We start from the raw sequence: 24572 nt of genomic DNA on the forward strand, positions 1-24572 counted from the left end.
GCTTCAAGACCCCGGAGGCAAAGCATGGCACCGCGTAAAATCATCATCGACACTGATCCCGGACAGGACGACGCCGTCGCCATCCTGCTTGCGTTGGCCAGCCCCGAAGAGATCGATGTGTTGGGCATCACTGCGGTCGCTGGAAACGTGCCGCTGGAACTTACGGCCAAGAACGCGCGGATCGTCTGTGAACTAGCCGGTCATACGCATATCCCTGTTTATGCCGGGTGCGACCGCCCCTTGAACCGACCTTTGGTTACGGCAGAACATGTGCACGGCAAGACCGGCCTTGACGGTCCCATCCTGCCCGATCCCAAGATGCAACTGGCCGACGGTCATGCCGTCGACTTTATCATTGATACCCTGCGTGCACATGAACCGGGAACCGTGACGCTCTGTCCGCTGGGGCCGTTGACCAACATCGCCACCGCCTTTCAAAAAGCCCCTGACATTGTCGACCGCGTGCAGGAAATCGTTCTGATGGGTGGTGCGTATTTTGAGGTTGGCAACATAACTCCGGCGGCGGAATTCAACATCTACGTTGACCCGGAAGCCGCTGATATCGTGTTCAAATCCGGCGTTCATGTCGTCGTTATGCCGCTGGACGTGACCCACGACGCGCTGGTCACGAAACACCGCAATGACGCCTTCCGCGCGCTTAACAGTAAGGTCGGCCATGCTGTGGCCGAGATGACGGATTTCTTCGAACGGTTCGACATTGAGAAATACGGTTCGGAGGGTGCGCCGCTGCACGACCCGTGCGTGACCGCCTATCTGATCCGTCCTGACCTGTTCTCTGGTCGGCACATCAACGTACAGATCGAAACACAGTCCGAACTGACGATGGGTATGACCGTCGCCGATTGGTGGCGCGTGACCGACCATCCGCCCAACGCGATGTTTATGGGAGAAGTTGACGCAGACGGCTTCTTTGCCCTTTTGACCGAACGGCTGGCCCGGCTATGAGCGCCGCACTTCGCCTTGCCCGCCCCGAAGACCTCGACCGCCTCATGGGGCTTGTCTCGGCCTTTCACACCGAGGCTGGTATCGCCCAAGATATGGACCAGACGCGCAATGCGTTGACCCCATTGCTTGAGGGTATTCCCCACGGTTGCGTCTATCTGATCGGCCCCGGGCGTGCGCCGCTGGGCTATGTCATCCTGACCTTCGGTTGGTCGGTCGAGTTCGGCGGTATGGACGCCTTCGTGGACGAGATTTACATCCGCCCTGCTGTCCGTGGCCGCGGCATCGCCACCGAGGTGCTGCTGGATCTGCCCAAAGCCTTGGCAGAGGCCGGTCTGACCGCCCTTCACCTGGAAGTCGATCGCGCGAACGAATCCGCGCAGAAACTTTACCTGCGCACCGGCTTCAAACCGCGCGATCGCTATGTCCTGATGAGCCGAAAGCTCTGATACGGATAGATTTTATCAGGCGCCTCCCGCCTGCCCCCCCGTGAACGCCCTAGCGGGCTTCACCGCGATATATGTAAGAGGGCGATTCCATGCCCAATACCGGGTCACTTGCTGACACCCGATCTCCTGTGATCGGGTAGGTGCCCGACCCCGCGCATGCGGCCAAAAATACAGTGCTGATCACCGAAGCTACGAGAAGGAATTTCGAACCAGTCATTTCGTTCTCCTTTCTGTAATGCAGGCACATTACGAAAGACCGGGATCGAACAAATAGGTAAAAGTTCACACAAAACTGAATTTATGTACGTTTATTTCTGACAAAGGTGGTTTTTATCAGCAAAAACAATGCTCAATACATGAAAAAATTTATCCGTTATGTGCAACTTCCGCGTGATCTTCGGACAATGACATCTCAAAAAACAATAATGTGTCCTTTGCGATCTCTGGAATCTCGGAATATGCGTCGCGCAACTGAAAGCCCATCGACAGATACAGACGCGTCGCTGCTTTCAGTGGTATTCCGGTGTCCATGCGAATGCAATCGAACCCCTGTTTTCGGCACTGTTCAATCAGGGACGCCATGACCGCATATCCCGCACCTGTCCCGCGCGCGGCTTCGCTGACAAACACCCGTTTAATTTCGGCAATGCCCGGATCAATTGTGCGAAACATCCCGCAACCAACGGCGTGCCCATCCTTCAGCACCAGCCGCACACCACCGTCCGGACGGGCATGTTCGACTTCGATCTCATCCATCAGACGGGCATAAACGTCGCGGGGATAATAGGTTTTCACAACACGCACGGACTTGGCATCCAACGTCAGCAGAAAGTCACGATATTCCCAACACAAACGCCGAACCTCATCAAAGTGGTCCGGCGTTTTGGCTTCGATTACATTAAGCAAAACATGATCCTCAAAAAAACACGAGGATCAGTCTAGCATTTTTGGCGTCAGTTGCGAAGGATAGACGCGCCCGCGTACTCCGCGACTTCACCCAGCGATTCCTCGATGCGGATCAGCTGGTTGTACTTAGCCAACCGGTCCGACCGCGCCAGCGAGCCGGTTTTGATCTGACCGCAGTTGGTGGCAACCGCCAGGTCGGCAATGGTCGCATCCTCGGTCTCACCCGAGCGGTGCGACATCACGTTGGTGTAACGTGCGCGGTGCGCCATATCGACGGCGCGCAGCGTTTCGGTCAGCGATCCGATCTGGTTCACCTTGACCAGCATCGAGTTGGCACAGCCACGCTCGATCCCTTCGGCCAGACGCGCCGGGTTGGTTACGAACAGATCGTCACCCACCAGCTGCACCTTGTCGCCGATCATATCGGTCAGGGCCTTCCAGCCGTCCCAATCATCCTCGGACATGCCGTCTTCGATCGAGATAATCGGGTAGTCCTTGACCAGGGCCGCCAGGTATTCAGCGTTTTCCTCGGAGGTCAGCGAGATGTTTTCACCCGACAGGACATATTTGCCGTCCTTGAAGTATTCGGTTGCCGCGCAATCCAACGCCAGATGGATCTCCTCGCCCGGCTTATAGCCTGCCTTTTCAATGGACTGCAGGATGAAATCCAGCGCTTCGCGGGTGGACGCGATATTGGGGGCAAAGCCGCCCTCGTCGCCAACACCGGTAGCTAGGCCAGCCGCCGACAACTCGCGCTTCAGTGTGTGGAACACCTCGGAACCCATGCGCACCGCCTCGCGGATATTCGTGGCCGAGGTAGGCATGATCATGAATTCCTGAATGTCGATCGGGTTATCCGCATGCTCACCACCATTGATGATGTTCATCATCGGAACCGGCAGAACACGAGCCGAAGTGCCACCGACATAACGATAGAGCGGTTGCGTAGTGAAATCTGCAGCAGCCTTAGCCGTCGCTAGCGACACACCCAGAATAGCGTTCGCGCCCAGACGGCCCTTGTTTTCGGTGCCGTCCAATTCGATCATCGCACCGTCGATGGCCACCTGCTCGGTCGCGTCGAAGCCCACCAGTTCCTCGGCAATCTCACCGTTTACGGCGGCGACAGCCTCAAGCACGCCTTTGCCCATGTAACGCGACTTGTCACCGTCACGCTTCTCCACCGCCTCGTACGCGCCGGTCGATGCGCCCGACGGGACCGCGGCCCGGCCCATGGTGCCGTCCTCCAGGATCACGTCCACTTCGACGGTTGGGTTGCCCCGGCTGTCCAGGATTTCGCGTGCATGGATGTCGATGATGGTGCTCATGAGGCCCGTCCCTATGGCTGCATTTGGTTGCATGCCTCATAGCATCACCGGGCCAAAAGTAAACCGGCCATGTTATCGCTAACAAGCATATTCACGATAGTTTAGGGCTAACAGCCCCCTGTTTGCGCCAACGTGCGACGATCCGTCAGGTAACAACCGCCATTTCACGAGCCAACCTGCGTTCGCGAATAAAGGTGTACATGCCCGATCCGATAATCAGCGAGGCGCCTGCGATTGTCATCAGATCGGGGCGTTCACCGAACATCAGCATTCCGGCCGCAATGGAGAACACCAGGCGCGTGTATCGGAATGGCGTCAGGGCCGAGGCCTCACCAATCCGCATCGCTGTGACGATGCCGTAATAGCCCAGGACACCAAAGGCGATTGCCCCCAGATAGGGGCCAATTTGCCCGGTCTGCAGCGGTACAACGGACTGGGCGGAAAACACCATCAGAGCCGCTCCGGCAAGGGCAACGGCGATATAGGCCTGCATGGCAACAACGGATGAGGCCACACGGACGTCCAGCTTACGCGTGATCAGATCACGTGCTGCAATCGCAATGACGGTCGCCACCACGAACAGTGACTCGGGCTGAAACCCGTCCAGGCCTGGGCGAATAATCATCAGGACGCCGATAAAGCCGATCCCGATGGCGCTCCAACGTCGCCAGCCGACTTGCTCGCCCAGAAACAGAGCCGCGCCCATGGTCACGGCCAGCGGCATTGCCTGAAAAACGGCGGCAACCGTGGATAGCTCAACCAGAGACAGCGCGGTGACAAAGGTCAGGGCACCAACCGCTTCTGTCCCTGCTCGTGCCAGCGGCAGGCCTTGCCAGGCCACCGGATCTAGGATGCGTTTGCGCGTGGCCAACGACATCGCCACGAAGACCAGACCACATACCAGCCCCAGCGCGATCATAATCTGACCCGTAGGGACAGTGATCGACAAATGCTTGATGAACATATCCTCAAGCGAGAAGGCCGCCATCGACCCGATGATCAGCAAAATGCCGTTTACGTTGTTCATGCGCGTGTCCGTTGGGATGAGCTGATAAAATCTGAGCTCTTGAGTCACCAAAACCGGAACATGCGCGACGTCGCAAGCCCTATTGCGACATGATTCATGAATTGCCGTGCGGCAACCAATCGCGTTTCGTGATGGATCAGTCCTGTTCCAGCGGTACGCCGTACAGCTCCAGCCGATGCCCTTTCAGCTTGTACCCAAGCTTGGCTGCGATTTTTTCCTGCAGGGCTTCGATTTCGGGATCGACAAATTCGATCACTTCCCCCGACTGCATGTCGATCAGGTGGTCGTGGTGGTCCCGCTCGGCATCTTCATAGCGTGCGCGCCCGTCTCCAAATTCCAACCGCTCCAGAATCCCGGCTTCTTCGAACAGCTTCACGGTGCGATAGACCGTGGCAATCGAGATACCCGAATCCGCCTTTGAAGCGCGGGCATACAGTTCTTCTACATCCGGATGGTCATCACTTTGCTGCAACACCTGAGCAATCGTGCGGCGCTGACCCGTCATGCGCAGACCTTTGGCTTCGCAACGGGCGATGATCGTGTCGGACATAGTGACCCTCAGAGTAGTTCGGGTTTCTGTCTTAATACGTCTGCGCCGCTGGCGCCACAGGGGAATTGAACCTAAGCGACCCGGCGAAGGTCAGCCCAGATCGGAAGGTGATCTGATGCGATATGCGCAGGCCGCGCTTTGTGGACGCCATGCACCACAGCCTCAAGCCCAGCGCCCAGCGCGATCCGATCCAGAGCGCCCAGAGGCTGTGCAGCCGGGAAACTGGGAACCGGGGGCAAAAATCGCATGTCGGGCGCAAGATGATCGAGCACCGGCTGGCGAGACCACTCGTTGAAATCTCCGGCCCATACGGTAGGCATCTGATCCAGATCCTCATCGCAGCGCCGGAGCTGGTGAATCTGCTGCCGCCGAGAAGCGGGCAGAAGCCCAAGATGCATGCCCATGACACGAAGCGGTCCAATCTGCGTATCGAACTCGACCCGAACGGCACCGCGAGGTTCCAGCCCGGGCAGGTCATGGTGACCGGTTTTGCGCACGTCGATTTTATCTCCGCGCCAGATGACTGCATTCCCGTGCCAGCCAAGACTGCCCGCGCCGCCAAGATCGACAATCTGCCACCCCGCCTCGTCCAGCATGAAATGCGGCAACGCGGCCGGTCGCGGCGGCAAACGTTTGTCAGCTTCCTGCAGCACTACGATATCGGCTTGCATGCTTTCAATCACCTGCATGATGCGCTGAGGTTGGCGACGAAAATCCAAGCCCACGCATTTCTGAATGTTGTAGCTTGCAATCCGCAGGGTTGAATGAGGCGACATAGGGTTCCGATCAAATGGATGCCCCCCAAAGTGCCACGCTGGTGGCCGGGTGCAACCCCGGTCTTTTGTAATATTGGCAGATTCAAGCGTTTAGCGCCTACCGAATGCCTAAAATTAAGGCAAGCAATTGGACCAGACAGGACAAGCTTGATCCACGGGGCACTGATACTCTATCGACGAAACATGGCCATTACAGGCCTGACTTCCGGGAGCATCAATGGTTTCCAGTAACGCACTCTCGAACAACCGCACATGGGCAAGCATCGTCCTAGTGGTCGGAGGCATGATGTGGGGTCTTTACTGGATCCCCGTGCGGTTCTTCTATGACCTCGGACTAACCGGGCCTTGGCCGGGGATCGCGATGTACAGCGTTGCGTTGGTGGGTCTGGTTCCATTTATCTGGAAAGAGCGAACAGCGCTGGCCCTGCAATGGCGCGACATTGTGTTCAGCGGAATGTTCACCGGCGCGGCCTTCAGCCTCTATTCCATCAGCCTTGTCTATACGGATGTGGTGCGGTCGATCCTGTTGTTCTACCTCACCCCGATCTGGGGCACGATTCTGGGCCGTGTGTTTCTGGGCGAACGCCTGAGCCTGGGGCGGCTTGCAGGTCTTGCCAGCGGTGTCGGCGGTCTATTCGTCGTGCTGGGCGACTCGGGTGGCATTCCCCTGCCCCGAAACACCGGCGACTGGATGGCGCTTGCGTCGGGCATGTGCTGGGCGCTGGGTACGCTGGGGTTGTACCGAACCAGTACGATCTCAGCCCCAGGTCAGGTCTTTGCCTTTGTCGCAGGCGCGCTGATCCTCTCTCTGGTCAGCCTCATGGTCCTGCCCGAACCTGTATTGCCAACAATCACGCGGGCCGATCTTCTTTGGACCCTTCAGTTTGTGCTCTTGTCGGCCTTCTACACCCTACCCATGGTGTTCATGACCATCTGGCCCGCGACCAAGCTGTCCCCTGCCAGGGTCGGCATACTGCTGATGAGCGAGGTGGTCGTTGGCCTGGCATCGGCCGCCGCATTTTCTGGCGAGCCCTTTGGGTTGCGCGAGCTGTTGGGTGCGATCCTGATCGTCAGTGCCGCGGTGCTTGAAATCGTACGGGACTAAGCAACGACCCGCCTTGACCATCAAAGCAACTGTTGGCCTATCCCTTTCAAGTGTTTATCTGTTGCAGAGTTTGATGCCCTATCAGGACGTTACGAGATGTCGACGCCAAACGCGGAACGCAGAAAACAGCTTGAAGGGCGCGCCCTGATCGTGGCCATGGGCGGCAACCTTTTCATGGGCGCGGCAGGTATTCTGGCTGGGGTTTTGTCCAACTCCAACGCTATCATGATGGATGGCCTGTATTCGCTGGTCGGCTTTGGCTCGGCATTTCTGGGACGTCGGATCAGCCAAAAGATTGACGCAGGCCCCGACAAGCGCCGCCCCTTTGGCTATGCGGCGGATGAGGCCATCTTTTCCACCTTCCGCTCTCTGTCCTTGCTTGGGTTGGTGCTGTTTGCCATCTCGAACGCGACCAAGAACATCTATAGCTACTACAACGGTATGATGCCCGAGCCGCTGATTTTCGGCCCGATGTTCATCTATTTCGCCGCCATCGGCCTAACCTGCGTTTTGTTGTGGGGGTTTCACTATTTCACCTGGCGGCAGACCGGAAAGGCCAGTGCAATCCTGCGGCTGGAATCCAAAGCCGCGCTGTTCGATGGCCTGTTCACCGCCGCAGCAGCAATTGGTCTTGGTGCAATCTACCTGTTCCGGGATGGGCCCCTATCGGCGATCGCACCCGTCGGCGACTCGATCATCGTGCTGTTTCTGTGCGTCCTGGCCATCGGATCATACCTGCGCGACTTCCGCGGCGGATTGGGTGAGTTGGCAAACGCCACCGCCAGCCCCGAACTTCTTGCCGCGGCGCGTCGTGCGTTGCGCCCGGCAATCGCCGAGGACGGTGGCGCATTGCGGGACATGTCCGTAACCAAGCAAGGTCGGACCATTTTGATAACCGTCTATTACAACCCCTTGCGCGCGATTACCGCCGAAGAGGTCGATACCCTGAACCTGCGCATGGTCCGGGATGCCCGCAGGGCAATCGACGGGGCGGATGTCTATTTGATGATCTCGCAATATGCGCGGCGCTGGCCGGATGAGATCAATCCCTATCGTGATGAGGCCTGAGCAGTCAAAACTCAGGTTCCACAGAACGTGGCGTGCACCACCTCACTGTCGGTCGGGGGGCGTTTCAGATCATCCGCATCCGGCTGATCTTCATAAGGTTGCGACAGCACAGAATTCAGCCTTTGGAACGGCGCGTAATCGCCCTGAACGGCGGACTTGATCATCTGCTCAACCCGGTGATTGCGCGGGACGAATGCCGGGTTTGCGGCGGTCATTGTGGTGGCCGGGTCTTGCTCACGCTCTAGACGGGCAGTCCAGCCTTCGGACCAGGCATCATACGCCGTGGGGTCGGTAAACTGATCCCGCGCGGCATCACCGCCCAGCGCGCGAAACGTATTGGTGAAATCCGACTGGTTTTGCGCCATACGTGTCAGCAGATCCGAAATCAGTTCCAGATCGCCCTCTTCCTCGGTCACCAACCCGATCTTGGCGCGGAACCTTTTTAGCCAGTTCTGCTGCAACAAATCCGGCATGGCATGCACGATTTCGGTCGCTTCTTCTACGGCGGCGTCCTTGTCTTCCATCTGCTGGATCAGCGCGGTCGCCAATTGCGCGACGTTCCAAACGGCGATGTCGGGCTGGTTGGAATAGGCATAGCGCCCCATTCGGTCAATCGAACTGTAGACCGTGTTCGGATGATAGCTGTCCATAAAGGCGCAGGGCCCATAGTCGATGGTTTCGCCGGCGATTGAGCAATTGTCGGTGTTCATCACCCCGTGGATGAAGCCCACGCTCATCCAAGCTGCGATCAGCTTCGATTGTGCCTCGACCACCTCACGCAACAGGCCCATCGGCCCGTCCGCATTGGGATAGTGGCGATCAATGGCGTATTCTGTCAGGCGACGCAGGCTGTCCAATTGACCGCGCGCCGCGAACACCTGAAATGTCCCGACCCGCAGATGGCTTTGCGCCACGCGGGTCAGAACCGCGCCGGGCATTGGCCCTTCGCGCAGAACGACCTCCCCGGTCTCAACAGCAGCCAGCGCACGGGTTGTTGGGATGCCCAGCGCGTGCATCGCCTCGGACACCACGTATTCCCGCAGCACCGGCCCCAGCCATGCGCGGCCATCCCCCTGACGGCTGAACGGAGTCGGTCCGGATCCTTTAAGCTGGATATCCCGACGTATGCCATCCGTCCCGATGGTTTCGCCCAGCAGAACAGCGCGGCCGTCGCCAAGCTGCGGGTTATAGTTGCCGAACTGATGTCCCGAATAAAGCTGCGCAATTGGCTCTGCGCCTTCGGGCAACGCGTTGCCGGAAAAGGCCTCGGCCATCTCTTCGACATCGCCCGGCGTGATCTGCAGGATTTTCGCCAATTCCGTGTTGAAGGCGATCAGGCGTGGGGCACGAACAGGGATCGGCGCCTGCCGCGCATAGAAACTGTTGGGAAGGCGGGCGTAGCTGTTATCAAACGGGATCGTCAGGGTCATGCCGCAAACATATTCCTTGCGCACACGAATACCATAGCGGATCGCACGATCACGTGCATAATCGGACCAATGACGAGAGGCCCCATGACCGCACAACAGATTATCGAGCATCTGAAACTGGAACAACACCCCGAGGGCGGCTGGTTCCGCGAAACCTGGCGCGCGGACAACGCGGGTCGCGCCACCGGCACCTGCATCTATTTCCTGTTGGCCGCGGGTGAAAGCAGCCATTGGCACCGCGTGGATGCAACCGAAATCTGGCTCTATCACTCGGGCGCGCCGCTGATCCTATCGCTGAGTGCAACCGATGACGGCCCCGCCACCGACCACCTGCTGAGCCCGGATCTGTCACAAGGCGCGCCACAACTGATTGTACCCAAGAACCATTGGCAGGCCGCGCGCACCACAGGGGAGTATACGCTGGTCAGTTGCACCGTTTCCCCGGGTTTCGAGTTCGACGGTTTCGAACTGGCCGAACCGGGGTTCGACATCCGGCGTGGCTGATGCATGGACCACCGAACCGTCATAGCGTCACTGCCCCCCGAGGCCAAAGACCAGCTGCAACAGCGCTCGGACATGCTGGGCCTACGTCATCTTTCAGGTTACCTAGGAGCGTTGGGCGTCACCAGCGCTGGTATCGCGTGGCAGGTCCCTCTCTGGCCGGTTCTGATCGTACCGCAGGGTGTCTTGCTGGTGTTCCTGTTCACTCTCAGCCATGAATGCACCCATAAAACGCCGTTTAAGACCAGCTGGCTGAATGATGTCATCGGGCATCTGGTGTCAGTTCCGATCGCCCTGCCCTTCACGTGGTTCCGGTACTTTCACCTTGCGCATCACAAATGGACGAACCATCCCGATAAGGACCCAGAACTGGGCGGCAAACCGCGACCACGGGATCGGTTAAGCCTGCTGATCTATCTGTCCGGCTGGCCCTACTGGAAAGGCATGGCATTTGTTCTGCGCCAGAATGCATTTGGCCAGATCGACGCCCCGTACCTGCCTGAGCGTCAACACAGCGCCATGCGGGTTGAGGCGCGCCTGCTTTTGGCGTTCTATGGCGTAGCAGCTCTTAGCCTGTTCCTGTCGCCGCTGCTTTTCTGGCTTTGGATTTTACCCGTTCTGCTTGGGCAACCTTTCTTGCGCCTCTACCTTCTGGCCGAACACGGGTTGTGCCCACCCGTCGCCAACATGCTGGAAAACTCGCGCACCACGTTCACAAACCGTATCGTCCGGTTTTTGGCCTGGAACATGCCATACCACGCAGAGCATCATGCATTTCCCAATGTGCCCTTTCATCAGCTGCCTGCATTGCACGACTGGACGCGGGAACATTTGAAGTCGACTTCGGACGGATACTCCCAGTTTACAAGTAACTATGTACGAAGCGTGAAGCACCAATCATTCAGCTAGTTGTTTACGGAAAGGCTGCTTTGAGCCCATTCCACCTATTGCTGCAGTTCAGACCTGTGCATTAGTCGACGGTCTATTCGCCGGAGCTCATGAACTTCCTTGTCTGCATCGCAAAGTGGAGGGTCAAGAACCCTCCCAACCCAAAAAACCCGAGCTCCCAGAATATATTTCCACCGAGATTTCGTACAATAATAGAGGCAATTGCTGTCCCAAGAGCTAAGGCAACTACTACAATAACAAGCCTTAAGAACCCGCTGATGACCCAAAGATAGGCATTCTTCGCATGCCGCAGCGCCGTTGCTAACAATGCTGAAATTTGAAAGTACACACGGTCTCCTTAACCGACTAGGACTTGGGTTCTGGCATTTGGTGGGCTTGGTTCAATGTGAATCTGTTTGGCTCTGAAGTCCAGATGTGGAGGATTGGAACGAACGGCAGCAAAGTCCGCAAAGCGGCACCCAACAACCCATTGCCCATTACGCAACCGAACTCACAACCCCACCGCCAACCAGCGCCTTCACACCCGTCGTACCCGGGCACGAGGTCGGCAACCTGCGGGCGACTCGCGCGGCCAGATAGGCGAAGGCCTGCGCCTCGAGCATGTCGCCGTCCAGACCCACGACCTCAACCGGTTCGACCGGGCAATCCAACGCAACGCGCAGCATCTCCATCAATACCGGGTTGTGTCTACCACCACCGGTGACCAAAAGGCGTGATGGCGGTTTGGGGCAATGCTCCATTCCCTGCACCACGCCTGCTGCACACATGCCGGTAAGCGTGGCCACGGCATCCGCATCGCTCAGCTCCTGCACCAGTTTGATCATCTCGGCAAAATCGTTCCGGTCCAGCGACTTCGGCGGCATACGCGTGAAATAGGGCTCGGACAGAAACAGCTCAAGCGCGCCTGTCTCGACAGTGCCTCCGCGCGCGACGGCCCCGTTGCGATCCATCGGCAGGCCCAGACGCGCCTGCATCAGGTCATCGACCGGCGCATTCGCGGGACCGGTGTCAAACGCCAGCAACGCTCCGGGGGTTTCGGGGCCATCGAAACTGGGGTCCACATAGGTGAGGTTCCCGACGCCGCCGAGGTTCAGAAAACACAGCGGCTGGTTAGCACCAATCCACTTGGCGCAAGCGAAGTGGAAAAACGGCGCCAGTGGAGCACCTTCGCCCCCCATGGCCACATCGTCGCTGCGGAAATCCCAGACGACCGGTACACCCAGTGCCTGAGCCAGCCCTTTCCCGTCACCCACCTGCAATGTCCCGCGCCCGCGCGGTTCATGTGCTAGGGTCTGGCCGTGCACACCGATCAGGTCAACCTCATCAAATTCCGACAGCGCCTCGGCATGGGCAACCGTGACGAGTTCTGCCGCCGCATCCACGTCCGGCCCGTGCCATTGCCCAAGCGCCGCACGCAGGACCGCGCGCTCTTGGTCGGTGTAAGCACGATACCCACTTGGGCCAAAGCCGATGATCCGGTGCCCGTCGGTTTCGACAACTGCGGCATCCACCCCATCCATCGACGTGCCGGACATCGCGCCCAATACCGTAATCGCACCCGTTCGTTTGATGGCCCGCCCCACGCTTACCTCTCCTGCGTTAACTTGATGTGTACCGTCATGGTTGAACAGCACATCCAAGTCAAATTGCCTGTTCAGGGGAACCCTAGGCAAGACAGATCAAACGAGGGTCGCACTTTTTCCCGACATTTTGATATAAGGAACACAAATTGGATTTAGATGCATATGGCGGACACGTATTCTCAGAAACAACCATCTGAAGGCCGGAACTATTTTCTAATCTTTTGGTCCGGTGCTCTGGCGACGATCGGGGGGCAATTGATCAACCCCAATCTTGTGCTGCCGTTCCTGTATCTGGCTCTGGGCGCACCGACGTTTTTTGCGGGGATGCTTTTGCCCTTTGTCACCGGATCGCGCCTGATTGCCGAAATCTTTGTCTCGCCCTTCATCAATAGGGCGACTCGCGCCAAGCTGGCTGTTTACGCGCCGAATCTTTTGACGGCTGCAGTGCTGGCGGCGGTGGCCCTGTTCGCGACCAAATTGCCCAGTGTTTTGATCGTGCTGCTGTTTCTGACCACTGCGATGGTTCTGGGTCTGTGCCAGGGGATCACCAGTCTTGGCACCAGCCAAATCTACGGCATCTCGGTGCCCAAAGCCAAACGGAACCGGATGGTGTTTGCGCAGGCCACGATCTCGGGCATTTTGGCCATCATTGTCGTTCTGGTCACCCGCGATCTGCTGTCCGGAGATCAGCCGATGCAGCGCCATATCGTCGTCCTGTGGTGCGGTGTGATCGCCATGTTTGCCGCAGGTGTTGCCTTTGCGGGCGTGCGGTTACTTGAGGAAGAACAGGCCCTGTTGCCAGAGCCGAAGAAGAAACCCAAACCTATGGCCGAACTGGCGACCGGGTTCAAAACCGGCATGACCTATCCGTGGTATCGCAAGTTTCTAATCGCTCGGCTGATCTTTGTCTCGGTCGAACTGGCCATGCCGTTCTATACGATCCATGCCGCGACACTGCATATGGGGACCAAGCATTCGCTCAGCTATTTTGTCATTGGGGCCAGCCTGGGTATGGTGATCGGCTCGCTTTTGTGGGGGTGGCTCAGTAATCGTGTCTCGGTCAAGCCGGTGATGTGGCTGGGGTGCATGATCGCCGCAATCTCGGCCCTGATGGCGCTGGCGTTCACGTTCTTCGGCTACGCGCAGAACGTCTGGATTTATGCGCTGGTGATCCTACTGTTGTCGCTGGGCGGGAACGGCGTGATCTATGGGCGCTACCTGTATCTTATCCAGATGAGCGTCGAAAAAGAGCGCCCCTACCTGGTCGCACTAGGGGATGTCAGCGCGGGGCTCGTTGGAATTGTCTTTGCCGCCATCCTGGGTGCGGTAGCACATCTGCACGACCCGATCACACCGATCTTTGCACTGTTTGTGCTGAACCTGATCGCGTTGGTCTATGCCTTACGTCTACCGCCGGTCAAAAGCTGAAAACCCGCACGTTTTTAATGGCAAAAGCACCTTTTCCTTGGCTTTGCACAGCCCTATACAGTGCCCCGCAACATTAACCCGAGGCACGATATGACCTACCACCCCAAATCAGATTTCATCGCCACGATGATCGAGCGCGGCTTTCTCGCCGACTGCACCGATTATCAGGGCCTTGACGAAGCGCTGATCAGTGGGTGCAAACCGGCCTATATCGGCTTTGACGCGACGGCCAAGTCGTTGCATGTGGGCAGCCTGATCCAGATCATGATGCTGCGGTGGTTCCAGAAAACCGGTCACCAACCAATTACCCTGATGGGCGGCGGCACCACCAAGGTGGGCGATCCGTCGTTCCGCGCGGATGAACGCCCCCTGCTGGGCCCTGAACAGATCGACGAAAACATCGCCGGCATCAAAAAGGTGTTCTCGGCCTATATCGACTATGACAGCGGTGCCGAGAACAAGGCGCTGATGCTGAACAATGCCGAGTGGCTGGATGACCTGAACTACCTCGATTTCCTGCGGGACATCGGGCGGCATTTCTCGGTCAACCGGATGCTGAGCTTTGAATCCGTGAAATCGCGGCTGGACCGTGAGCAGTCGCTGTCTTTCCTCGAATTCAACTACATGATCCTGCAGGCCTATGACTTCCTTGAACTGAACCGCCGCTATGGCTGCGTGCTGCAAATGGGTGGTTCGGATCAGTGGGGCAACATCGTCAACGGCATCGACCTGACACGTCGGGTTCTAGATCATGAGATCTACGGCCTGACTTCGCCCCTGCTGACCACCAGCGACGGCAAGAAGATGGGCAAGTCTCAGGACGGTGCGGTATGGCTGAACGCTGAAATGCGCTCGCCTTACGAGTTCTGGCAGTTCTGGAGGAATACGACCGACGCGGATGTTGGCCGTTTCCTGAAGCTCTACACCGAAATGCCGGTGGATGAGTGTGAGCGTCTTGGCGCGCTACAGGGCTCTGAGATCAACGAGGCCAAGATCCGTCTTGCAAACGAAGTCACAGCCCTGTTGCACGGGTCCGAGGCTGCCGCCAATGCCGAGGCCACGGCGCGTGAAGTGTTCGAAAAGGGCGGCGTTGGGGACGATCTTCCGACCCTGACGTTGTCAGAAACAGATTTACCTATCTCTATTGTCCAGCTGATAGTGAAATCGGGTCTGGCAAAGTCGGGCAAAGAAGCCAAGCGTTTGATTGCCGAAAACGGCGCCAAACTGGATGACGCGTCGTTGACGGATGCCGGGCTGATGATCGACGCGGGCGCTCTGTCCTCACCGATCAAGCTGAGCGCAGGCAAGAAGCGCCACGCATTGGTTCAACTGGGCTAGACGAACTACAGTTCAATCGTGAATAAGGCCACCCGCAAGGGTGGCCTTTTTTGCATTGTGTAGGTGCCAGGAAAACCGTTCTAGCGGTGCCCTTTGCCACCTCCATTGCTGCCGCCGTTTCCATGACCGCCGCCGCCATGGCCGCCACCATTGTTGCTGCCGCCATTGCCGGTGCCAGGACCAGAGCCGCCATTATTTCCGCCGCCATTGCCCGAGTTTCCGGCGTTTCCGTTGCCGTTTCCAGGTCCACCGTTGTTGCCGCCGTTGCCTTTGCCACCGCCTTTGCCGCCACCTTTACCGTCGCCGCCATTGTTGCCGCCGTTGCCGTGACCCCCTCCGTGGCCGCCGCCATTGTTACCACCGTTTCCATTGCCGCCACCGTGGCCACCGCCATTGTTGCCGCCATTTCCGTTGCCACCGCCGTTGCCGCCACCGTTGTTACCACCGTTGCCATCACCGGGGCCGTCACCGCCGCCGCCATCACCGGGGCCATCACCGCCGCCGCCGTCACCGGGACCGTCACCGCCGCCGCCGTCACCGGGACCGTCACCGCCGCCACCGTCGCCGGGGCCTTCACCACCGCCGTCACCAGGGCCGCCGTTACCGGGGCTATCACTGCCGCCGCCTTCGCCGTCTTCGCCTCCGCCACCTGTGTCGAGTTCGGCAAATTGATCTCCGTTCCGGTCTTCTCCACGGTTAAAGAACCCTGCGACCGAACTGGTCGGAAGATCGGTCAGCAACGAAGCCAGTCCTGGGCATTGCGCACTGGTATTGCGCAGCGTGGTTGCAAAATCCGACCGGTTTTGCAGACGCTTCAGAAAGCTCGGGGTCACATGCGTGCAGTCACACATCGTCGTATAGTCGCCTTTGTTGGCAGCATCCCGCGCTGTTCTCCAATCGCAAACCTCGGTGGACGCGCTTGCGCTGCTTACCACCATTGCCCCCACAAACGGGACTGCGACCAACGCCGCCAGCCCGGATTTTGTCCTGGTCTTCATGATATAGCTCTCCTTACTCGTTAAGCGGCGCCCCCTCGACGCCCTACGCCATTGCGTCTCGATATGAGACCTGCGCATTAAGCTCAGTTAAATGTCTTCTGAGGATGTTTTGAGATTTGCCCCTAACTCCTTCAAATCTGTGGACAGGTCAGGCCTGTTCAGATTAAATGAACAAATGTTCATATCCTGAAGAAGGAGACCACCATGCAATTGTCGACCACCGCCGCAGTCATCACAGGTGGCGCTTCGGGTCTGGGCGAGGCAACCGCCCGTCACTTTGCCGAACACGGCGCGCAGGTCACGATCCTGGATCGCGACGCTGAGCGTGGCCCTAAGGTCGCAGAGGACATCGGCGGGCATTTCGCTCAGACAGATGTGACCGATGAAGCCTCAGTAGCAGCGGCAATCGAACTGTCGGTGAACAAAATGGGCCGCATCACGGCTGCGGTGAACTGCGCCGGGATCGCCTATGGGATCAAGACAGTCGGCAAGGATGGTCCTCACCCACTGGACGCGTTTCAGCGCACGATCGACATCAATCTGGTCGGCACGTTCAACGTCTCGCGCCTTGCCGCAGCCGAGATGGCAAAGAATGATCCCGAGCCGGACGGCGCGCGCGGGGTGATCATCAACACGGCCTCGATCGCAGCCTTCGACGGGCAAAAGGGACAGGCGGCCTATGCGGCGTCCAAAGGCGGTGTCGTTGGGATGACACTGCCGATGGCACGCGATCTGGCCTCAACCGGGGTTCGCGTCATGACCATTGCACCGGGGATTTTCATGACGCCCATGCTTGCTAGCCTGCCTGAAGAGGTCCAACAGCAATTGGCAGCGGACGTCCCCAACCCTGCCCGCCTGGGTGACCCGCGCGAATACGGGCGGCTGGCCGGTTTCATCGTCGAGATGGGCTATTTGAACGGAGAAGTCATCCGCATCGACGGTGCGCTTCGCATGCGCTAATCCTGTTCCATGACAGAGCGGGAAAAAATGCAGTCCGGGCAGTGGTATTGCTGCCTGGACCCGGAACTTGAAGCTATGCGCACGCGTGCCCGGCATGCGGTTCATGCGCATAATACCAGCCCACCCGATATCCGTGGTGCGATGGCACCGGAACTACAGGCGCTGTTCGCACAGACCGGATCGGATTGCTATCTGGAGGCTCCGTTTCACTGCGCCTATGGGCTCAACATCCACCTTGGCGCGCGAGTCTACTTCAACGCAGGTTGCGTCATTCTGGATACCGCTGCGGTTCGGATCGGGGATGACTCGATGTTCGGTCCCCATGTCCAGATCTATTGCGCCCAGCACGCCAAAGATCCGGTTAAACGCGCGCAAGGTCTGGAAATCGGGCGCCCCGTGACCATTGGTCGAAACGTTTGGGTCGGAGGTGGAGCCATCGTGCTGCCCGGCGTCACCATCGGCGACAACGCCATCATTGGCGCTGGCAGCGTTGTGACCAAGGATGTGACCGCAGGCGAAACGATTGTGGGCAACCCCGCCCGGCCACTGGACCGCGCTTAGGCCCCTTCGGCCCTTTCCTCAAGCACCAGCCACTCTTCTTCAGCGGCTGACAGCTTCTCTTGCCGTTCGACCAGCGCATCGGTCGCTTTCTGGAATTTAACCGGTTCGCGTGTGAATAGCTCAGGATCGGACATAAGCTCTTCAAGTTTGCCAATCTCGGCTTCCAGCCGTGCAATCTCGGCTGGCAGTTTCTCAAGCCGGTGTTTTTCCGAAAAGGACAGACCGGATTTCGGCTGCGCATCCTGCTTTTGTTTTGGCTTTGAAGCCTTTGCTTTTTCAGCTTTCTTTTCAGCCACATCGCCGCGCTGCGCGATGTAATCGGACCAACCGCCCGCATAGACGGTCGCACGGCCATTGCCTTCCATGGCGATGGTCGTCGTCGCAACCCGGTCCAGAAAATCCCGGTCGTGGCTGACCAACAGGACGGTGCCATCATAGTCGTCCAGCAACTCCTGCAGCAGGTCCAGCGTTTCGACATCCAGGTCGTTGGTCGGTTCGTCCAGCACCAGCAGGTTCGAGGATTTGGCCATCAACTTGGCCAACAGCAAACGCGCCTTTTCCCCACCTGACAATGACTTAACGGCCGCTCTTGCCTGTGCATCATCAAACAGGAACTCCTTGAGATAGCCAACCACGTGCTTGGGCTGTCCCCCAACCATCACCTGATCCGCCTTGCCCGATACCCGCATCTCGGGATCGCCGGTCAGGCTGTCCCAAAGGGTCATTTCCGGGTCCAGCTGCGCGCGGGTTTGGTCGAACACCGCAATCTCAAGATTGGTGCCCAATGCGACCGATCCCTCGTCAGGCTTTTCCTGACCCAGCAACATCTTGAGCAGCGTCGTCTTGCCTACACCGTTCGGCCCTACAAAAGCCACGCGATCCCCACGCTGCGCCAAAAAGTCAAAGTTGCGAACGATCTGCTGCGCACCAAAGGACTTGGACAAGCCTTTGGCTTCAATCACTTTTCGCCCGGACTTTGGCCCGGCCTCCAGCGTCATCGCGGCTGCCCCCTGACGTTTGATTTGCGCGGCCTTTTCGGCGCGCAATGCCTGCAACGCCCGCACGCGCCCCTGATTCCGCTTGCGCCGTGCGCTGATGCCTTCAACCGCCCATTTGGCCTCGGACTTGATCAGACGATTCAGCTTGTGACGCTGTTGGTCCTCTTCTTCCCAAATCTTGTCACGCCAGGATTCAAAGGCTTCGAACCCCTGCTCCTGCCGCCGCACCATGCCGCGATCAATCCACAACGTCGCCCGCGTCAGGGCGCGTAAAAAAGCCCGGTCATGCGAAATCAGAACAAAGGCTGCACGGGTCGAACCCAACTCGCGCTCCAGCCACGCGATCGCGTCAATATCCAAATGGTTCGTCGGTTCATCCAGCAACATCAGATCGGGCGCTTCGGCCATCAGCTTGGCCAATGCCGCCCTACGACGCTCGCCGCCCGAGGCAGTTTCGACGGCGCGAGACGGGTCGAACTTCAGCCCCTCGCCCGCGCGTTCAACCTTATACAGCTCACCCGGTTCCAACCCGCTGGACGCATAATCGCCCAGGGTCGCGAACCCTTCCATGCCGGGATCCTGCTCCATGTACCCAACGGATTTTCCCGGCGGCACCACGATGTCACCTTGATCAGGTTCGACCAGACCAGCCATGACTTTCATCAGGGTGGACTTGCCGGACCCGTTTCGCCCGACCAGGGCCACGCGGTCGCCCGGCTGGACCACCAGATCCAGCCCCGAAAACACGGGATCGCCCCCGAAAGTCAAGGAAATGTCGGACATCTGTATCAAAGGAATTCTCGCCATGCCCGCCAGCTAAACCGGCAGGCACGAGGCGTCAACGGCGTTTAACTTGCGACCGCCCGCAGCAGCCGTTTACGCGCCGGTGGAATCGCACCAACCTCGAGCCCGGTGAACACATGCAACGTGTTCATGTGCCGATCCACCACCGCGTGATCACTGACCCATCCGCCCATCATCAGATAAGTGCGCAGCAAAGGGGGCATCCGCAACATCGCTTTTTTCACATCCGGCCTACGCCGCAGGCGGGATGCAAACTTGAAAACATCAGGCGCCTTGACCCGCGGCAGCCAGCGTTTTGGCGCCAAGTGCCGCTGTTTCAGCATGGCAAATGCGTCCAGATAATCTTCCGTTTCTGTTCCTGCAAAGGACGAACAGCCGAACAGCATCTCGACATTGTTGTCGTCCACGAAGTTGGTCATCGCGCCCCAGGCAACCCGCAGGATATCCGGGTCAGTCCATTCTGGGTGAATACAGAAACGCCCAATCTCGACCATTCGGCCGTCGAAATCCCTGAGCGCGGACAGATCGTAGAATCGGGCTGAATAGCTGCGGTCAACTTCGGACCCGTTATCGATCGTCAGCATTCTGAAACAACACACCAGCTGTCCATCGGCGCGCGAATCCTCAACAAGGATATGTGCGCAGACCGAATCGAAATCGTCCTGATCGGTCTGATCCGTTCCGAATGCCAGCGTACGCAGCGCTTGCGCCGCCTCCACATCCTGTGGGGATAGCGCCAGACGAGCCCGGTACCTGCCCTTCCCCAGCAATATTGCCATGGTCGCATCCTCCGCGGTTGCTGACCTGCTTTACGTTGCAGCGGTTCTATCACAGAACATGTGACTGTACTGTGACCGAAGCAAGAGGCGGCGGTGACTTAATTAGACCCCGGAATGTTCGCTGGGTTGAAGTTACCGATGTTACCCAACAGCTGGCGCAGGAAGCCACGATTCTGAACGCTGGATTCGGTCACGCGGCGGTCCAGCACCACCACATAGCCATCTTCCAGGCCAAAACGCTCGATGTTGCGCACAACGCCACGCTGGTCAAAGCTGATCGCAACCAATTCACGCGACACGACTTCGGGACGCTTGGGGCCGTAATGGCGCACGCGCGAGCGCACATAGTAGAAACCCGAATCCTTCACCAATCCGGCCGAGGTCGGAGCACCGATGGTTTCAACCACGCTGTCACGGGTATCGACGCCCACTTTGATCTCGGCCAGTTGGTCGGCTGGCGGAACGTATCCGTGATTCTTGAAGATGGGCGTGCACGCGCCAGCCGCAACAAGACAGGCCGCAAAGACAAGCGTTTTGGACGCGGGTTTCAACCTGTTCACAACCTTCAACATTTACATCCTCTTGCCTTGGGACCTTGCGGACCCTATCCGATTACATAAACCGCAGCCCCGGTTCAACACACGAAAGGGTCACGAATGAATACCAATACATCTCTGCGGGTGGCCGATCTGCCGCAAAACGCACCGACTCCGTTTGATCTGCGCCCCGACAATAAGGGGTTGGAGGCGATCAAAACCGATCTGGGCCTGTTGGGGCTGCGTAAGCTCAGCTTTGTAGGTGACGTAAGGGCACAAGGCAAACGCGACTGGATTCTTTCCGGAAAATTGGGGGCAACTGTGATTCAACCCTGTGTCGTGACGCTTGAACCCGTGACCACGCGTATCGATGTCCCGGTGTCACGGGTCTATATGGCCGACTGGCAAGACCCTGACGAGCCCGAGTTTGAAATTCCCGAGGGTGATGAAACCGAACCGTTGGGTGCGGAGATCGACCCCGCATCGGTGATGGTTGAGGCACTGTCGCTGGCCCTGCCCCAATATCCGCGCAAGGACGGCGCAGAGTTGGAACAGGCAGACTATACCGAGCCGGGCAAACAGACGATGACGGACGAGGATGCAAAGCCGTTTGCCGGGTTGGCGAATTTGCGCGATGCTTTGAAAAAAGACGAGTGACACAGGTCTGTTTTCCTGTCATAGCAGGCCTCCAGAAAAATCGCTTGAACATGTCGAGAATCGCAGTATTTTCGCGCGCTCATCGGAATTTGGGTTGGACATTGCGGGGCTCGTCGCCTAAACGCGCGTCAAACCACGAGAAAACGAAGAATGAAACCCGGCCAGCAGCGAATCTGCTGACCCTTAATAGACAAAGGTTGAGACCATGGCTGTCCAACAGAACAAAGTTTCCAAGTCGCGCCGCAACAACCGCCGCGCACATGACGCTCTGGTTGCTGCAAACCCGAACGAATGCCCCAACTGTGGTGAGCTGAAGCGCCCCCACCACGTTTGCGCGTCCTGCGGCCACTATGATGACCGTGAAGTCGTCGCTCAGGCCGACGAAATCGACCTGGACGAAGACGCGGCCTAAGTCTTTCTAAGCGCAGGCCAAGGCATGACGGAACAGCCCACGCAAGCCGGACGGATTACCATCTCGGTGGACGCTATGGGCGGAGATTCGGGGCCCGCTACTGTGGTGGCGGGCATTGCCAAATCGGCAAACAAGAACCCCGACATCGCCTTCGTTCTGCATGGACCTGAGCAAAAGCTGCGCAAACTTGTCGCCAAACGGCGTGTCCTGAACGGGCGCGTCGTTTTTCGTGATTGCCCCGACGTGGTCACGATGGAGGATAAGCCCAGCCAGGTTGTTCGCAGCGGCAAACAGACGTCGATGTGGTCAGCGCTGGAATCGGTGCGCAAGGGCGAGGCCCATGGTGCCGTGTCCTGCGGCAATACCGGCGCGCTGATGGCGCTGTCGATGATGCGGTTGCGCAAATTGCCGGGTGTGAACCGCCCGGCCATCGCGATTCTGTGGCCGTCGCGCAACCCCCAAGGCTTCAACGTGATGTTGGACGTCGGTGCAGATGTGCGGGCCGATGCCAAGGATCTGCTGCAATATGCGCTGATGGGGGCCTCGTATGCCCGCAACGGCATGGCGCTGGATCGGCCCCGCATCGGTTTGCTGAATGTTGGCACTGAAGAACACAAAGGTCGGGCGGAACTGAAAGAAGCCCACACGATGATCACAGAATTCGCGGATCAGGCGAATTTCGATTTTGTGGGCTTCGTGGAAGGCAGCGACATTCCCGGTGACAAGGCCGATGTCATTGTTACCGATGGCTTTACCGGAAACGTCGCGATCAAGACAGGTGAAGGCACCGCAAGTCTGATCGGGGATCTTCTTCGCGAGGCGTTCAAGTATTCTCCGCTCTCGCGTCTGGCTTCGGTTCTGGCAATCACTTCTCTGAACCGCCTGAAAAAACGGATCGATCCGCGCCGGGTGAATGGCGGTGTTTTCCTTGGCCTCAATGGAACCGTGGTCAAATCGCATGGTGGCGCAGATGCCACCGGAGTTTCGGCGGCGATCAAACTGGCCTTTACGCTGGCCCAGTCCGGTTTTGCCGAAAAATTAGCGGCACGGGTTGCATCGACAGCCCAGCTTGCACAAGATGCCGCGCACGTACCGCCAAAGGCGGGCGAATAACAATAAAGGCAGTAACCCCAAATGGCAGGCCGTTCAGTTGTTGTAGGTGTCGGACACTATTTGCCAGAGCGCATCGTTCCGAACTCCGAATTTGAAAAAACGCTCGATACGTCAGATGAGTGGATTAGGTCCCGCTCGGGAATCGAACGCCGCCACTTTGCCGCCGATGGCGAAACCACTTCCGATCTGGCGACCAACGCTGCCGAGGCCGCTCTGGCCGATGCTGGCCTGAAGGCCGAGGATATCGACGCGATCGTTCTGGCGACTTCGACGGCCGACCTGACCTTCCCTTCTGCCGCGACCATGGTTCAGGCGCGCCTTGGTATGACCCACGGGTTCGCATTCGACGTTCAGGCCGTATGTGCAGGTTTCGTCTTTGCCCTCTGCAACGCCAACGCATTGATCGTTTCCGGTCAGGCAAAACGTGTGCTGGTCATTGGTGCCGAGACGTTTTCGCGGATCATGGATTGGACCGATCGGTCGACCTGTGTGCTATTTGGCGACGGTGCCGGTGCGCTGGTGCTGGAACTGCAGGACGGGGAAGGCACGTCACAGGATCGCGGCATTCTGGCAACCGACCTGAATTCCGACGGGCGCTACAAAGATTTGCTCTATGTCGATGGCGGCGTATCTACCCAGTCGACCGGTCATCTGCGTATGCAGGGCAACCAGGTTTTCCGTCATGCGGTCGAGAAACTGGCGAAGACCGCAGAAACTGCGCTGGGGCGTGCCGGGCTAAGCAGCGGCGATGTGGACTGGATCGTGCCGCATCAGGCCAATATTCGCATCATTCAGGGCACCGCCAAGAAAATGGGCCTGCCGATGGAAAACGTTGTCGTGACGGTTCAGGATCACGGCAACACGTCCGCTGCATCGATTCCCCTGGCCCTTTCGGTGGGCAAACAACGGGGCCAGATCAAGGCTGGTGACCTGATCGTGACCGAGGCTATCGGTGGCGGTCTGGCATGGGGCGCAGTGGTTCTGCGCTGGTAACCGGCGCAAAACGGCTTACACAGCCTCGTGCAATTCATTGATATTGACAGCGAATTTGCCATCACCATATTCTTTGTTAACAACAGGGGAATAGGTATGGGCGATAAAACACTGACGCGAATGGATCTGAGCGAGGCTGTTTTCCGCGAGGTTGGCCTTTCACGCAATGAAAGCGCACAGCTTGTCGAAAGCGTCTTGAACCACATGTCGGACGCACTTGTCCGGGGTGAGCAGGTCAAGATTTCATCGTTTGGCACGTTCAGTGTTCGGGACAAAACGGCCCGCATCGGTCGTAACCCCAAAACCGGCGAAGAAGTCCCAATTCAACCCCGCCGGGTCCTGACATTTCGCCCGTCGCACCTGATGAAGGATCGCGTCGCCGCAGGGAATCGCAAGTAAGTTC

27 protein-coding genes are annotated in these 24572 nt (G+C 58.3%); 15 read left to right on the top strand and 12 right to left on the bottom strand.

Features of this window, described 5'->3' with window-relative positions:
- Window positions 1–24 precede the first annotated feature (24 nt).
- Together GOW16_RS09835 and GOW16_RS09840 are read left to right on the top strand one after the other, a co-directional pair.
- Entirely contained in the window at window positions 25–966 is a 942-nt protein-coding gene (locus tag GOW16_RS09835; RefSeq protein ID WP_170413981.1) for a nucleoside hydrolase, read from the top strand.
- Window positions 963–1412: a GNAT family N-acetyltransferase gene (locus tag GOW16_RS09840; RefSeq protein WP_170413983.1), complete on the top strand. Its 450-nt coding sequence runs from the start codon at window positions 963–965 to the stop codon at window positions 1410–1412. Before GOW16_RS09835 ends, GOW16_RS09840 begins: the two co-directional genes overlap by 4 nt.
- Window positions 1413–1461: 49 nt before the next feature.
- Here GOW16_RS09840 and GOW16_RS09845 read toward each other — a convergent pair whose 3' ends face one another.
- The 6 genes from GOW16_RS09845 to GOW16_RS09870 form a co-directional block, all read right to left on the bottom strand.
- Complete coding sequence (locus GOW16_RS09845) at window positions 1462–1629, bottom strand: hypothetical protein (RefSeq protein WP_170413986.1); 168 nt, start codon at window positions 1627–1629, stop codon at window positions 1462–1464.
- A gap of 149 nt (window positions 1630–1778) precedes the next feature.
- Complete coding sequence (locus tag GOW16_RS09850; RefSeq protein WP_170413989.1) at window positions 1779–2318, bottom strand: GNAT family N-acetyltransferase; 540 nt, start codon at window positions 2316–2318, stop codon at window positions 1779–1781.
- 47 nt (window positions 2319–2365) lie between these two features.
- Complete coding sequence (gene eno, locus GOW16_RS09855; protein WP_170413992.1) at window positions 2366–3643, bottom strand: phosphopyruvate hydratase; 1278 nt, start codon at window positions 3641–3643, stop codon at window positions 2366–2368.
- 145 nt (window positions 3644–3788) lie between these two features.
- Window positions 3789–4670: a DMT family transporter gene (locus GOW16_RS09860; protein WP_170413995.1), complete on the bottom strand. Its 882-nt coding sequence runs from the start codon at window positions 4668–4670 to the stop codon at window positions 3789–3791.
- Between the two features lie 136 nt (window positions 4671–4806).
- Complete coding sequence (locus tag GOW16_RS09865; RefSeq protein WP_170414000.1) at window positions 4807–5220, bottom strand: Fur family transcriptional regulator; 414 nt, start codon at window positions 5218–5220, stop codon at window positions 4807–4809.
- A gap of 71 nt (window positions 5221–5291) precedes the next feature.
- Window positions 5292–5996: an endonuclease/exonuclease/phosphatase family protein gene (locus GOW16_RS09870; RefSeq protein ID WP_170414004.1), complete on the bottom strand. Its 705-nt coding sequence runs from the start codon at window positions 5994–5996 to the stop codon at window positions 5292–5294.
- A 217-nt stretch (window positions 5997–6213) separates the two neighbouring features.
- Here GOW16_RS09870 and GOW16_RS09875 point away from each other — a divergent pair, with 217 nt between their 5' ends.
- Both GOW16_RS09875 and GOW16_RS09880 read left to right on the top strand, forming a co-directional pair.
- Complete coding sequence (locus GOW16_RS09875) at window positions 6214–7101, top strand: DMT family transporter (RefSeq protein ID WP_170414007.1); 888 nt, start codon at window positions 6214–6216, stop codon at window positions 7099–7101.
- A 96-nt stretch (window positions 7102–7197) separates the two neighbouring features.
- Window positions 7198–8169: a cation transporter gene (locus GOW16_RS09880; protein ID WP_170414010.1), complete on the top strand. Its 972-nt coding sequence runs from the start codon at window positions 7198–7200 to the stop codon at window positions 8167–8169.
- A gap of 11 nt (window positions 8170–8180) precedes the next feature.
- Here GOW16_RS09880 and GOW16_RS09885 read toward each other — a convergent pair whose 3' ends face one another.
- The gene (locus GOW16_RS09885; protein ID WP_170414651.1) at window positions 8181–9599 is read right to left on the bottom strand and encodes a protein adenylyltransferase SelO; all 1419 of its coding nucleotides are present in this window, start codon (window positions 9597–9599) and stop codon (window positions 8181–8183) included.
- A gap of 84 nt (window positions 9600–9683) precedes the next feature.
- Between GOW16_RS09885 and GOW16_RS09890 the strand changes: the two genes are divergently transcribed.
- Window positions 9684–10103, top strand: coding sequence for a cupin domain-containing protein (locus GOW16_RS09890; protein WP_170414013.1), 420 nt, complete (start codon window positions 9684–9686; stop codon window positions 10101–10103).
- A 3-nt stretch (window positions 10104–10106) separates the two neighbouring features.
- A complete protein-coding gene (locus GOW16_RS09895; RefSeq protein ID WP_170414016.1) occupies window positions 10107–11009 on the top strand; it encodes a fatty acid desaturase in 903 nt (300 codons plus the stop codon).
- Between the two features lie 476 nt (window positions 11010–11485).
- Here the strand turns inward: GOW16_RS09895 and GOW16_RS09900 are convergent, their stop codons facing one another.
- Window positions 11486–12592 (bottom strand): anhydro-N-acetylmuramic acid kinase, encoded by a 1107-nt coding sequence (locus tag GOW16_RS09900; protein ID WP_170414019.1) that lies wholly within the window; start codon window positions 12590–12592, stop codon window positions 11486–11488.
- A 162-nt stretch (window positions 12593–12754) separates the two neighbouring features.
- On the opposite strand from GOW16_RS09900, the gene GOW16_RS09905 reads away from it, so the two are divergent.
- Together GOW16_RS09905 and tyrS are read left to right on the top strand one after the other, a co-directional pair.
- Window positions 12755–14020, top strand: a complete 1266-nt coding sequence (locus GOW16_RS09905) for an MFS transporter (RefSeq protein ID WP_170414022.1) — start codon at window positions 12755–12757, stop codon at window positions 14018–14020.
- A 90-nt stretch (window positions 14021–14110) separates the two neighbouring features.
- Window positions 14111–15358 carry a tyrosine--tRNA ligase gene (gene tyrS, locus GOW16_RS09910; protein ID WP_170414025.1) on the top strand — a complete coding sequence of 416 codons (1248 nt, stop codon included), beginning with the start codon at window positions 14111–14113 and terminating at the stop codon, window positions 15356–15358.
- Between the two features lie 80 nt (window positions 15359–15438).
- Here the strand turns inward: tyrS and GOW16_RS22640 are convergent, their stop codons facing one another.
- Window positions 15439–16356, bottom strand: a complete 918-nt coding sequence (locus GOW16_RS22640) for a hypothetical protein (RefSeq protein ID WP_174864298.1) — start codon at window positions 16354–16356, stop codon at window positions 15439–15441.
- Window positions 16357–16560: 204 nt separating this feature from the next.
- Between GOW16_RS22640 and GOW16_RS09920 the strand changes: the two genes are divergently transcribed.
- Together GOW16_RS09920 and GOW16_RS09925 are read left to right on the top strand one after the other, a co-directional pair.
- Window positions 16561–17316, top strand: coding sequence for a 3-hydroxyacyl-CoA dehydrogenase (locus tag GOW16_RS09920; protein WP_170414028.1), 756 nt, complete (start codon window positions 16561–16563; stop codon window positions 17314–17316).
- A gap of 9 nt (window positions 17317–17325) precedes the next feature.
- The gene (locus GOW16_RS09925) at window positions 17326–17877 is read left to right on the top strand and encodes a sugar O-acetyltransferase (protein ID WP_170414031.1); all 552 of its coding nucleotides are present in this window, start codon (window positions 17326–17328) and stop codon (window positions 17875–17877) included.
- Here GOW16_RS09925 and GOW16_RS09930 read toward each other — a convergent pair.
- The 3 genes from GOW16_RS09930 to GOW16_RS09940 form a co-directional block, all read right to left on the bottom strand.
- The gene (locus GOW16_RS09930) at window positions 17874–19682 is read right to left on the bottom strand and encodes an ABC-F family ATP-binding cassette domain-containing protein (RefSeq protein WP_438826269.1); all 1809 of its coding nucleotides are present in this window, start codon (window positions 19680–19682) and stop codon (window positions 17874–17876) included. The genes GOW16_RS09925 and GOW16_RS09930 overlap by 4 nt on opposite strands.
- 41 nt (window positions 19683–19723) lie before the next feature.
- Window positions 19724–20458, bottom strand: a complete 735-nt coding sequence (locus GOW16_RS09935; protein WP_170414037.1) for a GNAT family N-acetyltransferase — start codon at window positions 20456–20458, stop codon at window positions 19724–19726.
- Window positions 20459–20556: 98 nt separating this feature from the next.
- Window positions 20557–21030, bottom strand: a complete 474-nt coding sequence (locus GOW16_RS09940) for an outer membrane protein assembly factor BamE (protein WP_170414040.1) — start codon at window positions 21028–21030, stop codon at window positions 20557–20559.
- 84 nt (window positions 21031–21114) lie between these two features.
- Here GOW16_RS09940 and GOW16_RS09945 point away from each other — a divergent pair, with 84 nt between their 5' ends.
- From GOW16_RS09945 to ihfA, 5 genes are all read left to right on the top strand, one after another.
- On the top strand, window positions 21115–21651 hold the full coding sequence (locus GOW16_RS09945) for a YceD family protein (RefSeq protein ID WP_170414043.1): 537 nt from the start codon (window positions 21115–21117) through the stop codon (window positions 21649–21651).
- Between the two features lie 205 nt (window positions 21652–21856).
- A complete protein-coding gene (gene rpmF / locus GOW16_RS09950; RefSeq protein ID WP_008756996.1) occupies window positions 21857–22063 on the top strand; it encodes a 50S ribosomal protein L32 in 207 nt (68 codons plus the stop codon).
- Between the two features lie 24 nt (window positions 22064–22087).
- Complete coding sequence (plsX, locus tag GOW16_RS09955; RefSeq protein WP_170414046.1) at window positions 22088–23176, top strand: phosphate acyltransferase PlsX; 1089 nt, start codon at window positions 22088–22090, stop codon at window positions 23174–23176.
- 21 nt (window positions 23177–23197) lie between these two features.
- Window positions 23198–24169: a beta-ketoacyl-ACP synthase III gene (locus GOW16_RS09960; RefSeq protein WP_170414051.1), complete on the top strand. Its 972-nt coding sequence runs from the start codon at window positions 23198–23200 to the stop codon at window positions 24167–24169.
- A 96-nt stretch (window positions 24170–24265) separates the two neighbouring features.
- Complete coding sequence (gene ihfA / locus GOW16_RS09965) at window positions 24266–24568, top strand: integration host factor subunit alpha (RefSeq protein WP_008755922.1); 303 nt, start codon at window positions 24266–24268, stop codon at window positions 24566–24568.
- The last annotated feature ends 4 nt before the right edge of the window (window positions 24569–24572 follow it).

The organism is Ruegeria atlantica (assembly GCF_013033965.1).
GTDB lineage: Bacteria > Pseudomonadota > Alphaproteobacteria > Rhodobacterales > Rhodobacteraceae > Ruegeria > Ruegeria atlantica_D.

What these genes read in the sequence shown, in the direction of transcription:
- GOW16_RS09935 (WP_170414037.1), bottom strand. Translation starts at nt 20,458, where the DNA reads ATGGCAATATTGCTGGGGAAGGGCAGGTACCGGGCTCGTCTGGCGCTA.
- GOW16_RS22640 (WP_174864298.1), bottom strand. Translation starts at nt 16,356, where the DNA reads ATGAAGACCAGGACAAAATCCGGGCTGGCGGCGTTGGTCGCAGTCCCG.
- rpmF (WP_008756996.1), top strand. Translation starts at nt 21,857, where the DNA reads ATGGCTGTCCAACAGAACAAAGTTTCCAAGTCGCGCCGCAACAACCGC.
- tyrS (WP_170414025.1), top strand. Translation starts at nt 14,111, where the DNA reads ATGACCTACCACCCCAAATCAGATTTCATCGCCACGATGATCGAGCGC.
- eno (WP_170413992.1), bottom strand. Translation starts at nt 3,643, where the DNA reads ATGAGCACCATCATCGACATCCATGCACGCGAAATCCTGGACAGCCGG.
- GOW16_RS09860 (WP_170413995.1), bottom strand. Translation starts at nt 4,670, where the DNA reads ATGAACAACGTAAACGGCATTTTGCTGATCATCGGGTCGATGGCGGCC.
- ihfA (WP_008755922.1), top strand. Translation starts at nt 24,266, where the DNA reads ATGGGCGATAAAACACTGACGCGAATGGATCTGAGCGAGGCTGTTTTC.
- GOW16_RS09945 (WP_170414043.1), top strand. Translation starts at nt 21,115, where the DNA reads ATGAATACCAATACATCTCTGCGGGTGGCCGATCTGCCGCAAAACGCA.
- GOW16_RS09920 (WP_170414028.1), top strand. Translation starts at nt 16,561, where the DNA reads ATGCAATTGTCGACCACCGCCGCAGTCATCACAGGTGGCGCTTCGGGT.
- GOW16_RS09845 (WP_170413986.1), bottom strand. Translation starts at nt 1,629, where the DNA reads ATGACTGGTTCGAAATTCCTTCTCGTAGCTTCGGTGATCAGCACTGTA.
- GOW16_RS09880 (WP_170414010.1), top strand. Translation starts at nt 7,198, where the DNA reads ATGTCGACGCCAAACGCGGAACGCAGAAAACAGCTTGAAGGGCGCGCC.
- GOW16_RS09930 (WP_438826269.1), bottom strand. Translation starts at nt 19,682, where the DNA reads ATGGCGAGAATTCCTTTGATACAGATGTCCGACATTTCCTTGACTTTC.
- GOW16_RS09960 (WP_170414051.1), top strand. Translation starts at nt 23,198, where the DNA reads ATGGCAGGCCGTTCAGTTGTTGTAGGTGTCGGACACTATTTGCCAGAG.
- GOW16_RS09840 (WP_170413983.1), top strand. Translation starts at nt 963, where the DNA reads ATGAGCGCCGCACTTCGCCTTGCCCGCCCCGAAGACCTCGACCGCCTC.
- GOW16_RS09875 (WP_170414007.1), top strand. Translation starts at nt 6,214, where the DNA reads ATGGTTTCCAGTAACGCACTCTCGAACAACCGCACATGGGCAAGCATC.
- GOW16_RS09925 (WP_170414031.1), top strand. Translation starts at nt 17,326, where the DNA reads ATGACAGAGCGGGAAAAAATGCAGTCCGGGCAGTGGTATTGCTGCCTG.
- GOW16_RS09865 (WP_170414000.1), bottom strand. Translation starts at nt 5,220, where the DNA reads ATGTCCGACACGATCATCGCCCGTTGCGAAGCCAAAGGTCTGCGCATG.
- GOW16_RS09835 (WP_170413981.1), top strand. Translation starts at nt 25, where the DNA reads ATGGCACCGCGTAAAATCATCATCGACACTGATCCCGGACAGGACGAC.
- GOW16_RS09870 (WP_170414004.1), bottom strand. Translation starts at nt 5,996, where the DNA reads ATGTCGCCTCATTCAACCCTGCGGATTGCAAGCTACAACATTCAGAAA.
- GOW16_RS09890 (WP_170414013.1), top strand. Translation starts at nt 9,684, where the DNA reads ATGACCGCACAACAGATTATCGAGCATCTGAAACTGGAACAACACCCC.
- GOW16_RS09885 (WP_170414651.1), bottom strand. Translation starts at nt 9,599, where the DNA reads ATGACCCTGACGATCCCGTTTGATAACAGCTACGCCCGCCTTCCCAAC.
- GOW16_RS09895 (WP_170414016.1), top strand. Translation starts at nt 10,107, where the DNA reads ATGGACCACCGAACCGTCATAGCGTCACTGCCCCCCGAGGCCAAAGAC.
- GOW16_RS09940 (WP_170414040.1), bottom strand. Translation starts at nt 21,030, where the DNA reads ATGTTGAAGGTTGTGAACAGGTTGAAACCCGCGTCCAAAACGCTTGTC.
- plsX (WP_170414046.1), top strand. Translation starts at nt 22,088, where the DNA reads ATGACGGAACAGCCCACGCAAGCCGGACGGATTACCATCTCGGTGGAC.
- GOW16_RS09905 (WP_170414022.1), top strand. Translation starts at nt 12,755, where the DNA reads ATGGCGGACACGTATTCTCAGAAACAACCATCTGAAGGCCGGAACTAT.